The sequence below is a fragment of the Armatimonadota bacterium genome (assembly GCA_013359125.1).
Lineage (GTDB): Bacteria > Armatimonadota > Fimbriimonadia > Fimbriimonadales > GBS-DC > JABWCR01.
Map to the genome: position 1 here is coordinate 43,481 of JABWCR010000021.1, position 10,743 is coordinate 54,223.

At 60.6% G+C, this 10,743-nt stretch carries 10 protein-coding genes; 1 reads left to right on the forward strand and 9 read right to left on the reverse strand.

Annotated elements, in window-relative coordinates; translation table 11 throughout:
- Positions 1–129 precede the first annotated feature (129 nt).
- Genes HUU60_10130 through HUU60_10160 form a run of 7 tightly spaced genes read right to left on the reverse strand, consistent with a single transcriptional unit; the run spans position 130 to position 7,343 of the window.
- A complete protein-coding gene (locus HUU60_10130) occupies positions 130–351 on the reverse strand; it encodes a hypothetical protein (GenBank protein ID NUL83066.1) in 222 nt (73 codons plus the stop codon).
- A complete protein-coding gene (locus HUU60_10135; GenBank protein ID NUL83067.1) occupies positions 348–2,855 on the reverse strand; it encodes a hypothetical protein in 2,508 nt (835 codons plus the stop codon). Before HUU60_10135 ends, HUU60_10130 begins: the two co-directional genes overlap by 4 nt.
- Entirely contained in the window at positions 2,855–3,928 is a 1,074-nt protein-coding gene (locus tag HUU60_10140) for an isocitrate/isopropylmalate dehydrogenase family protein (GenBank protein NUL83068.1), read from the reverse strand. The genes HUU60_10135 and HUU60_10140 overlap by 1 nt, the downstream gene beginning before the upstream one ends.
- Positions 3,929–3,966: 38 nt before the next feature.
- A complete protein-coding gene (gene wecB, locus HUU60_10145; protein ID NUL83069.1) occupies positions 3,967–5,019 on the reverse strand; it encodes a UDP-N-acetylglucosamine 2-epimerase (non-hydrolyzing) in 1,053 nt (350 codons plus the stop codon).
- 48 nt (positions 5,020–5,067) lie between these two features.
- Complete coding sequence (locus tag HUU60_10150) at positions 5,068–6,090, reverse strand: undecaprenyl/decaprenyl-phosphate alpha-N-acetylglucosaminyl 1-phosphate transferase (protein ID NUL83070.1); 1,023 nt, start codon at positions 6,088–6,090, stop codon at positions 5,068–5,070.
- Positions 6,087–6,512, reverse strand: a complete 426-nt coding sequence (locus tag HUU60_10155) for a dCMP deaminase (protein NUL83071.1) — start codon at positions 6,510–6,512, stop codon at positions 6,087–6,089. The genes HUU60_10150 and HUU60_10155 overlap by 4 nt, the downstream gene beginning before the upstream one ends.
- A 24-nt stretch (positions 6,513–6,536) precedes the next feature.
- Complete coding sequence (locus HUU60_10160; GenBank protein ID NUL83072.1) at positions 6,537–7,343, reverse strand: helix-turn-helix transcriptional regulator; 807 nt, start codon at positions 7,341–7,343, stop codon at positions 6,537–6,539.
- 34 nt (positions 7,344–7,377) lie between these two features.
- Between HUU60_10160 and HUU60_10165 the strand changes: the two genes are divergently transcribed.
- Entirely contained in the window at positions 7,378–7,842 is a 465-nt protein-coding gene (locus tag HUU60_10165) for a PaaI family thioesterase (protein NUL83073.1), read from the forward strand.
- A 9-nt stretch (positions 7,843–7,851) separates the two neighbouring features.
- Here the strand turns inward: HUU60_10165 and HUU60_10170 are convergent, their stop codons facing one another.
- Together HUU60_10170 and HUU60_10175 are read right to left on the reverse strand one after the other, a co-directional pair.
- The gene (locus HUU60_10170; GenBank protein NUL83074.1) at positions 7,852–8,598 is read right to left on the reverse strand and encodes a CAP domain-containing protein; all 747 of its coding nucleotides are present in this window, start codon (positions 8,596–8,598) and stop codon (positions 7,852–7,854) included.
- Positions 8,599–8,637: 39 nt separating this feature from the next.
- Positions 8,638–10,281 (reverse strand): formate--tetrahydrofolate ligase, encoded by a 1,644-nt coding sequence (locus HUU60_10175; protein ID NUL83075.1) that lies wholly within the window; start codon positions 10,279–10,281, stop codon positions 8,638–8,640.
- Positions 10,282–10,743 lie beyond the last annotated feature (462 nt).

Genomic DNA, 10,743 nt, shown 5'->3' on the forward strand with positions numbered 1-10,743 from the left:
CTTTGCTTCCTCCTTTCTTTGCTCCCTGTCGTTTCCTTAGCGTCCTTTGCGCGAAATCTGCCGTTGAAGCCTCGCCCTTCGGCGCTGCCCTGCCAGGCGGAAGCCTGGCGTTCCGTTTAGAGCCAAGGTCTACTGGTTCATTCTCTGCAAAAAGCCAGAACGAGCGAGGCCGCCGATCACGTCCTTTGTCTCGGACAGGTTCTTGTTGGTCGTCGCCATTTCGGCCTCCATTCGATGAAGGCTCCTGATAATCTCCAACTGCGACTGGTACATCATGTGCAGGCCATAGGCCGACGCCCCCATGTGGATGAGCAGCAGAGCCAAGAAAACCACCCAGATTCGATCCTTCATTTGCAGCCTCCTCTCGTCCAGACGCGCTCGACGATGGCCGATGCTTCGGTCATCGCCTCTCGCATAGGATTCGCCGTTGCGGGCAAGGCTCCCTCTGTCAGCCACTGCCAGTCGCGCGCTTCGGCCAGTTGGTCGTAGATCGCCCTGAGCCGGTGGTTCTCGGCGGATCGCTCGAGCACAGCCAGTTGCATGGTCAGTTCGATGTCGGCCATGCCGCCGTCGGCAAACTTAAGGTCGAGCCCCTTCTGCTTGCGCTCGCTCTTCATGCGAAGACGCAGTCGGTTCATTTCGGTACGGCTCTCGGGCGAGACAGGGCGGCTCATAAGCGCATTTTGGAGACGTTGGCCGTATCCGTGCGGATCGTCGCCGATGATGCGCAGATTGACCGCGGCGAGGCGTTCCCACGGTTCGGCATGGCGGGCATAATACTCCTCGTAGTAGTCGATCGAGCGGATGAGGGCGCCCGAACGGCCTTCGGGCCGGAGGCGGGAATCGATCGGTGGGATTTCGCCTTTCTCGACCGCTTCGTTGCAGAGTTGTAAAAACTTCTCGGCTGCGGCGCCGTTGTTGCCGATCAGAACGACGTCCCAGTCGCTGCCCAAGCCTGGTCTGCGAGCCCCCAGGCGTCCCATCGCCGCAATAGCGCTCTCATTGTCGAGACCGGCCTCGGTCTTTGCGGTCAACAGCACGGCATCGGCGAAGGATGTGAGTTCGAGAGCCAGTTGGCGGCGGTCGATGATGCCCCAGACGAAACGGGCGCCCGATCGCAGCCGTTCTCGGAAGGCGATTCGGCTCCAAGCACCCGGCTTGATCTCGAATCCGGTTCGGGCTTCCGTGTCGGCTGTCTGTTCGTCAAAGAGCGAGTCGATCAATTCCGGTCGGCGCATGAGCATCGACCAGAGGCGCGGGATGGCTGCGAGTTCGGCCAATCGCGAAAGCGTCTGTGGGCTATCGCGAAACATGGCGAACATTTGTCCAGGGTTGGGCGTCGAGGCAGCCAACGATGCGAGACTTTTGAGCGCCAAATCAGGATCGACCGAGCGAGCACAGGCGGCAACGAGCTCGGATTTGATCTGCGCAAAAGTCTCGGCGGCCTCTGGAAAGGGCACCCCGTAACTGGTTTCCGAACCCATGGATTTAAGGGCTTGTTCCGCTCCGTTCTGATCTTTGAAGACTGCCAAGTCAAGCGAATCAGTGCGAGATTGGAGCGACTGCCCGCCATAGAAATGTCGCTCCAGGGCTTCTCGCGCGGAGTGGCGGCAGGCGTCCAATCTTTTTTCAAACGTCTCCGGCGCCCCCATAAGCTTAGCGATGCGCTTCCGTTCGTCGTTGGGCAACAGGTGGGTCTGATGCTCTTCCAACAATTGCAGGCGATGCTCCACATGGCGCAAAAAGCGGTAGGCGTCGGCAAGGCTTTTTGCTTCATCCGCCTCAAGGAAGCCGGCTTCGGCCAGGCGAGCCAGAGCGGCCAAGGTCGAACGGGTTTGGAGCCGAGGATTGCGTCCGCCGTGCGCCAGTTGGAGCAGTTGGGCTACAAATTCGATGTCGCGAATGCCGCCGCGTCCCAGTTTGATGTTCGTTTCGGTTTCGCCCGCTTTCTCGGTCTCCGATTCGGCGCGCCTCTTCATCGCTCTTATGGCTTCGAGCTCTTTTTCCTGCAGGCCCGCACGGTAGGCGAACGCTCGCGCAAAGCGCTCGAAATCGCGCCCGGTCTCGGCGTTTCCTGCGCATCGTCTCGCCTTGATCAGCGCTTGTCGCTCCCAAGGCTCGGCCCAATGCTCGTAGTAGCTTCGAGTCGCCCCAAGGCTTCGCACCAGTCGTCCGAAACGCCCCTCGGGCCGCAGTCGCATGTCGGTGCGGTAGAGAATGCCGCGCCGCATCTGGCCCGACAGCGCTCGGATCAGCGCTTCGGCGACCTTTAAGTCGTTCGGCGCCGGTTCGTCTTTAGTCAGCATCACCAAGTCGATGTCCGAACTGTAGTTCAGCTCGCGGCCGCCCAACTTGCCAAAGGCGATTATGCAGACCTGGCTTGGCGCTACAAAGTTGTGCGCGATGTCCAAAGCGGCTTGGACAACGGCGTCGGCCAGATCGGACAGCCGCTCGACCGTGTCGGTCAGTTCGATGCGATCCAGGCAATCCAGCGCAGCGATGGCGAGGAAGTCTCGCCTCTTCATCCAGCGCAAGCGATCCAGCGCGGCCTCTAACGTCGGCGCCCCCTGCCAAGCGCGGTCGGCCTCTTCTTGATAGTTCGGTCTGCGGTCGAATCCCGATTCAAGCAGGATGCCCGCCAATTCCGGCTCCGTTCGCAGGACGTTCGACAGGCTTTGACTGGCGGCGAAGATCGCCATGAGCGGCTTTATGGCATCGGGATGCTCCTCGATGCTCCTTAAGTAGGGCGACGGGGATTGGAACGCGTCAACCCAGGCGTTGAAGTTTGCCAGAGCGCGCTCGGGGTCCGCCGTCTGGTCGGCCGCATGGGACACGACCGCCGACAGCGAGGCCATTACGACTGCAGGACGCGGATGATCTCGTCGGCCATCTCGCTGGTGCCCACGGCAGTCGGATCGTTTCGATCGGCCTTCATATCGTATGTTACGCGCTTGCCCTCGCGGATGACTTGGGCGACGGCAGATTCGAGGCGATTGGCGGCGCTCTCTTCGCCTAGGTGTTTCAGCATCAACATTCCAGAGAGGATGACGGCGGTCGGGTTGACCTTGTTCTGGCCTTTATATTTGGGCGCCGAGCCGTGCACGGCCTCAAAGAGCGCTGTGTCGTCGCCAAAGTTTGCTCCAGGCGCGACGCCCAATCCACCCACCAGCCCGGCGCAAAGGTCGGAGAGAATATCGCCATAGAGGTTGGGCAGGGCGATCACGTCGAACTCTTCGGGGCGCATCACCAATTGCATACAGATCGCGTCGATCAGTCGCTCTTCGTACTCGATCTGGCCTTTGTAAGCCTCGGCGGCGTCGCGAGCGGCCTGGAAGAAGAGGCCGTCCGTAAACTTCATGATGTTGGCCTTGGAGACTGCGGTTACCTTGCGTCGATTGTTGGCAACAGCATAATCAAAGGCGAACTTGACGATGCGATAGGCACCCTCGTAGGAGATTGGCTTGATGGAGATGGCGGCGCCTTCTCGAATCTTGCCCTTGCCCATCGCAACGATCTGATCGGCTTCGGGCGTATTGCGGTCGAACTCAACCCCGGCGTAGAGGTCCTCGGTGTTTTCGCGGACGATGACCAGGTCCACGTCGCTGTATCGGCTCCGTACTCCTGGGTAGCTTTTGCAGGGCCGCAAGCAGGCAAACAGTCCAAGTTCTTGGCGAAGCGCGACGTTGACGGAGCGGAATCCCGAGCCGATGGGGGTGGTGATGGGGCCTTTGAGCGCGACCTTGCGCTCGCGGATCGATTCTAAAACGCGGGGCGGCAACGGCGTGCCGTATTTGGCCATGGCGTCCTCGCCCGCTTCGACCTCGTCCCATTCTATATCGACGCCGGTGGCGGCCATCACTCTTTTGGTCGCTTCGACGATTTCTGGCCCGGTGCCGTCCCCTGTGATCAACGTTGCCTGATAGCTCAAAATTGCGCCTCCGTGAAGGTGAATTGCGGTTAGGGATTCTACCTGAGGACGGTATCGGCGATGCGTTTGGCCGCCTGCCCGTCGCCATAGGGATTGACGGCCCGGGCCATGGCGGCATAGGCGTCGCTGTCAGTCAGCAAGCGCTTTGCCTCCTGGACGATCCGTTCGGTGTCGGTTCCGACCAACTTGGCCACGCCCGCCTCTACGCCTTCTGGGCGTTCGGTCGTCTCGCGCATTACGAGAACGGGCACGCCGAAACTGGGCGCTTCTTCTTGCACGCCGCCGCTGTCTGTCAGGATGAGGTCGGCGCGTTTCATAATTTGGGTAAAAGGAGCGTATTCTGCGGGTTCTGTCAGGACGACACGATCCATGCCTTCCAGTCGACTTTTAAGCGCCTCGCGCACGGTCGGGTTGCGATGCATCGGGACAAAGACGAGCAGGTCGTCGAACTGTGTTGAAAGTTGTGCTACAGCGTCCGCGATTCTCGCCATCGGTTCGCCCCAGTTTTCTCGCCGGTGGGCGGTTACCAATAACAGACGCCCCGGCCAATCGATGGCGCGGTTCTGCTCGTCGTCCATCTTGCAGGGTTGCCGAGCAATCCAGAGGGCAGCGTCGATACCCGTGTTGCCCGTTACCCAAATCTGGTCGTCGTTAACGCCCTCGTTCAGCAGATTTTGTCGCGCCAATCGGGTTGGCGCAAAGTGCAGATCGGCGGTCAGACCGGTCATCAGTCGGTTCATCTCTTCGGGGAACGGGTCGCGCTTATTGCCTGTGCGCAGTCCGGCTTCTACGTGGCCAAAGGTCGTTTGGCGATAGAAAGCGGCGAGGGAAGCCGCAAAAGTGGTGGTCGTGTCTCCTTGAGCCAGCACGATGTCCGGCTGGTGTTCGGCGATGGCTTGATCGATTCCCTCCAAGGCGCGGCAGGCGGTTTGGGCGAGCGTCTGACCGTGCTGCATGATGTTCAGGTCGATGTCGGGCTTTATGCGGAACATCGTCATCACCTGGTCGAGCATTTCGCGGTGCTGTCCGGTGGAGAGGCAAATGGTCTGAACGCCTGGGCGCGATTGGAGTTCGAGGATGACCGGCGCCATTTTGATCGCGTCGGGACGAGTGCCGAAGACAGCCAAAACCTTCACGAACTATCCTCTCCTCGTCAGCAGCAGCGCCAAAGCGCCAAATGCCGCTGCGACGGCGTAAAGCACGATCACGGCTTGGCGCTGGTTGAGGCCGCGTTCCAACAATTGATGGTGGATGTGCCGCTTGTCGGCCTGTGCTATCGGCTGGCCGCTCAAGGCCCTTCGCACCACGACGACCGCCGCATCCAAGAGGGGCAGCCCGAAGACAAGCACCGGCACCAGGATAGAGAAGGCCGCTGCTGCTTTGAACGCGCCCAATATGGAGAGGCTGGCCAGCATGAAACCCAAGAATTGCGCGCCGCCCGTGCCCATAAAGACGGTCGCTGGATTGAAATTGTGGCGCAGAAAGCCGGCTGCCGATCCGGTGATCGCCGCCGCCGCGATCGCGATCAGCCAATGGGGATAGGGCTGATTGGTGGCGTTGGCCGTCTGAAGCGCCAACAGCGCAAGGGTCATGCCGGCAATGGCGCCCACGCCTGCCGCCAATCCGTCGATGCCGTCGATCGTGTCCATCGTCTTGCTGACGACGAAGATCCAGATGGCAGTAACGGGCACGGCCAGCCAGCCCAAGGGAACATAGCGACTGGCGTCAAATCCGCCCGAGGTCGATTGGGCGAACGGGTTGGTAAAGCCGACGATTTGAACGCCAAAAATCTGGACTAAAAGTCCGGCAAGGAGCAGAAAGCCCGCCTGCACCTTGGGCGAGAGGTTGGCGCGGTCGTCCAGCAGTCCCATTGCCAAGACAAGGCCGCCGACCGCAACGATGCCGATAACGGGCAGAGCGCGATCCAAGAAGACGACCAGCGAAGGCGCCAACAGCGACAGCCGCCCCAACCCAAACGCGATGGCGATCAGCGCTCCGAGATAGATGGCAATGCCGCCCCACAAAGGCGTGGGCGATTTGTGCACTCGGCGGGGGTCGGGGATCGCCAAGACGCCTTTGCGTCTGGCCAGTTCTCGCGCCCAGGGAGTCAGCCAATAGGTCGAGACGAGCGCGATAAGAAAGACCGCGAAGATGGTTTTCATGCGTCGAGAAAGCGAACTAACTCAACTTGCGCCTGTCCAAAAAGTTCGAGCGCGAAATCGTCCGGGTAATCGCCCTCGAACACGACGCGGCGTATCCCCGCGTTGATGATCATCTTGGCGCAATGGTTGCACGGCTGGCAGGTAACGTAGACGGTCGCGCCTTTGGTCGATACGCCGTTCAGCGCGCCCTGCAAAATCGCGTTTTGCTCGGCGTGGAGCGCGCGCAGGCAGTGCCCGTCCACCAGATGGCAGCCGATTTCGCTACAGTGCGGCAATCCGTGCGGCGCGCCGTTGTATCCGGTGGTCAGAATGCGCTTGTCCAACACGATCACGGCGCCGACGCTGCGGCGGGGGCAAGTGGCACGGGTGGCGACCACCTTGGCGATCTGCATAAAGTAAGCGTCCCACGACGGTCGGGGCATCGATGGTGATTCTACCAGGAGGCTTTATCCCGCGCGCCGTTGGCGCGCCGCCTTGAACTCGCTGGGACTAAGGCCGAACTTGGCACGAAAGGCCTTAGAAAAGTGGCTGAGACTGACGTAGCCGACCTCGATCGCCGATTCGGAGACCGTCGCTCGGCCCGATGCAAGCAACGACGCGGCCTTTTGGAGCCGGATCTCTGCGAGATACTCCGACGGCGAACGGCCCAGAACCACGCGAAACAGCCTTTGGGTTTGGCGAGGGCTGAGGCAGATCGCCTGCGCCAAACTTTTGGAAGCGTTCGGATTGTCTAGGTGCTGGTGCAGAAAGGCGACCGCGCGATCGATCCTCTCATCGATCGGTTTGCGCTCGAAGCAGATAAAGGAGAGAATCTCTCTCAATTTGGCCTGATAGAAGAGAGCCATCCCACCGACGTCCGGAGGCTCCAAAATCTGATCCACAATCGGCTTTAGAGCGGCGCCGTCGATGTTAAGCGCAGACCTTTCGTCATCGCTGCGCTCAAGAAGTTCCGCTACGGTCGGGCACAGTTTGGCGCGGTCGGCCTCAGCCAGTCGTTGCAACAGTTGGGGATCGATCGAAACGATAAGGTGATGGTGAAAATAGGTCAGCCCGGCTTCGGCGCGCGCTCGCGGGCAGACCGGCATATCGGGGTCGGGCCGCCGGAGACTGATACAGATCTCGATCCAGTCGGGCGAGGGCGATAGATCGGTCGCGCGCAACGGATCGTCCGAGGAAAACCGCCTCTCATAGATGACAAAGCCGTCGTCCTGCGCGATGAGGCGCGAGCCGGGAATCAGAATCGCCTCTTCCACGCTCCGATTCTACCCGGCGGAGTAGAATATCGGCATGAACTCTATGAGCCTGCAAGAGACCTACGCCCCTACCAGCATCTGCTTTGGATGCGGCCCCGCCAACGAAAAAGGCCTGCACATCCGCTCCTTTTTGGCGGACGGCGAGTATGTCTCCGATTGGACGCCGGAGAAGCATCACGAGGCGTTTCCTGGGGTGCTGAACGGCGGGATCATCGGCGCGCTTTTGGACTGCCACTCGAACTGGGCGGCGGCACACCATCTGATGGTGCGGACGGGCGCCGATCACCCTCTTTGCACGGTTACGGCCGAGTTTCATGTAAAACTGACCCGCCCGACGCCGACGGATGGGTCTGTTCATCTGACCGCACGGATCGCAGAGTCGAGCGACGAGCGAGCGACGGTCGATGCTGAATTGATCGCTGGCGGTAAAGTGTGCGCGACCTGTCGCGGGGTCTTTGTAGCGGTCAAACCCGGCCATCCGGCCTACTATCGCTGGTAAACAACGGATCTATCGCGATAGGTAGACTTCATCGACCATGGTGCGGATTTTGCCATCGTAGGCTTGGTAGTAAACGGTCTTCGGTCCGGCGCCTTCGCTCAGTTCCCATTCCATTTCTGGCTGATAGGGCATCCAGGGCGAGTAGTTTTTGCCATCGTTGCTCAGGCGGACCCAATTGACGCGGTTTTGGCCGTGCAGATAGAGCGCTACCCGGCGCGAACGGACTATCGGCGAGTCGTTTTCGATGACGATCGGGTAGACGCCGCTGCGGGCGCCGCAGTCCAGCACCCAATATCGCCCAGATCGTCCGGCGCCCATCTCGCGCAGACTCGGGCTGAGCAAGGTGGCTCGATGTCCCTCGCTTTCCAGCCATGCTTTCACCGCGTCGCGAGCGTCTTCGTGTCCTAGGGCGCAGTTCTCCCATATTGCGGCGGGGTATCCGCTCTCGGCAGCTCGCTCGCTGGGTCCATGGCCTTCTGGAGCGCAGTGATCAAAATAGCCTCGGGCAGCCATATCGTCCGCATGGGATTGGGCTGCCAAAGCTAATCGCGGTTCGATTTTGAGCGGCGGAAGGCCGAACTCTCGGCGCGCCTGGTTGACGCTGAGCGCTACCTCGTGGGCAGGAGAGAGAGCAACGGGCGCGGCCGGCGTCGTGCCGGCCCCAACCAGCAATGTGGGCGTTAGCGCCCATGCGAGAAGAGTGCGCAATGCCATAGGCAAAATAAGCTCGGCGGCCACAGCAATATTGTCGGCCACCAAAGCGAGACGCCATAGTATAGCCCAGATTTGAACGATTTAGAACAGTCCGGTGATGGTTCCGCGCTCGTCCACGTCGATTTTCTGCGCCGAAGGGGTTGCGCCGAGGCCCGGCATCAGCATGATGTCGCCCGCCAATGCGATGAGGAAGCCCGCGCCGGCCGCCAGTTTGACATCTCGTACGGTGATGCGAAAGCCCATTGGCGCATTGAGCTTTTTGGGATCGTCCGAGAAGCTGTATTGCGTTTTGGCCACGCAGATGGGCCGATTCGGGTAGCCGTTATCGACCGCCCAGCGGATGGAGCGCCGGGCGGTGGGCGTCAGTTCGACCCCCTCGGCGCCGTAGGCCAAGCGGGCGATGGAGTCCAGTTTGGTCGCTTCGTCGTCTTCCAATGAATAGAGATGCTGAAACTCGCCCGGCTCGTCGGCGGCTTTTGCAACGGCTTCCGCGAGATCGACGCATCCTTCGCCTCCCTGGTTCCATGGATCCGCGACGACAACGCTTAGACCCGATTCGGCGGCGACCGAGCGAATCGCGGTCAGTTCGCCTTCGGTGTCTGAAGGGAATCGGTTGACGGCGACTATGACCGGGCGACCGTATCTCTGAAGATGCGACGCATGGCGCAGGAGATTGTCCATGCCCGACTTGATTGCGGTTAGATCGTCTCCTTGGCCATGATGCTTGAGCGCTCGAACGGTGCAGACCAGCACGACCGCGTCCGGTCCTCGGCCTAGGGAGCGCGAGACGATGTTCATGAACTTCTCGGCGCCCAAATCCGCGGCAAAGCCGGCTTCGGTAATCAGATAGTCGGCCAGCGCCAAGCCGCATCGCGTTGCTATGACGGAAGAACAGCCGTGCGCGATATTGGCGAACGGCCCGCCGTGCACCAGCGCAGGGCCGTGCTCTATGGTTTGCACTAAGTTGGGCCGGATCGCGTCTCGCAGGATGGCGGCCATGGCGCCGTGCGCTTTAAGATCGGCGGCGGTAACGGCTTTATTATCGGGCGTTAGGGCGACGATGATGCGACCAAGGCGCTCTCGCAGTTCGGCAATAGTGTTAGAGAGGCAAAGAGCGGCCATCACTTCGCTGGCGGGGGTGATGACGACGCGATCTTGGCGCGGATAGCCGTTGGTCTTGCCGCCCAGGCCGATCACGATTTCTCGCAAGGCTCGGTCGTTCATATCGACCGCCCTGGGCCACCATAGGCTGCGGACATCGATGTTGAGCGGGTTGCCGTGATAGACCGAAGCATCGAGCATGGCTGAGAGAAGATTGTGCGCGGCGGTGATGGCGGGAAAGTCGCCCGTGAAGCTAAGGTTGATCTCCTCCATGGGCAAGACCTGGCTGTATCCGCCGCCGCAAGCGCCGCCCTTAACGCCAAAGATCGGTCCCATGGCCGGTTCGCGGATGGCGGGAATGGCCGAGCGGCCAATCTTTTGCAAGCCCTGTGCAAGGCCCACGCAGGTTGTGGTTTTGCCTTCGCCGGCAGGGGTTGGCGTGATGGCTGTAATCAGGATCAGCTTGCCTTTGGGGTCAGCGGCCAGACGCTCCATGGCTTGGTAGGTCAGTTTGGCCTTGTAGCGCCCTAAAGGTTCGTAATCGTCTGGCTGTAGGCCAGCGTTGTCGGCGATTTGGTCGATGGGAAGGAGCGTTGCGGCTTGGGCGATCTCCAGGTTGGTCATTGCTGTTGGTTTCGCCGCGCGGCTCTGGGTTTCCTTTGCCGATTCGTACTCGGTTTTGTGCTACATTTTCGAAGTTTCCCGTTCACCTTGCGGTTCCTGGAGTTTTGCCAGGCAGAAGCCTGGCGTTCCGAATAGCGCCAAAAACGAACGGGAAACTTCGAAAATGTAGCACAAAATTGAGTACGAATCTCCTTCCTTCCTATCCCTCCACGCCTGCGGGTGCGGAGGGATCAGAATTCTTTCAGTTTCTGAAACTTACACAAAAGCAGGGCTCTTTGGGCAAAGCGGCGTATAATAGAGTTGTCGTCGTATCGTCGCCGAGAGTGGGGTTTTGCGGCGGGTTGGGCCAGGCGGAAGGTTCCAGGGGCCGGCGGGACGCCGGCGGTACTTTGACGGCGAGGCCAAAGATCCGGGAGGCCGAGCGTCCCCGCGAGGCGAAAGACCGGGCCGGGCGGAAGGTTC

Bases quoted from the DNA above. Each gene is read 5' to 3' on its own strand.
- HUU60_10130 (NUL83066.1), bottom strand. From the start codon at position 351: ATGAAGGATCGAATCTGGGTGGTTTTCTTGGCTCTGCTGCTCATCCAC.
- HUU60_10135 (NUL83067.1), bottom strand. From the start codon at position 2,855: ATGGCCTCGCTGTCGGCGGTCGTGTCCCATGCGGCCGACCAGACGGCG.
- wecB (NUL83069.1), bottom strand. From the start codon at position 5,019: ATGGCGCCGGTCATCCTCGAACTCCAATCGCGCCCAGGCGTTCAGACC.
- HUU60_10150 (NUL83070.1), bottom strand. From the start codon at position 6,090: ATGAAAACCATCTTCGCGGTCTTTCTTATCGCGCTCGTCTCGACCTAT.
- HUU60_10155 (NUL83071.1), bottom strand. From the start codon at position 6,512: ATGCCCCGACCGTCGTGGGACGCTTACTTTATGCAGATCGCCAAGGTG.
- HUU60_10165 (NUL83073.1), top strand. From the start codon at position 7,378: ATGAACTCTATGAGCCTGCAAGAGACCTACGCCCCTACCAGCATCTGC.
- HUU60_10175 (NUL83075.1), bottom strand. From the start codon at position 10,281: ATGACCAACCTGGAGATCGCCCAAGCCGCAACGCTCCTTCCCATCGAC.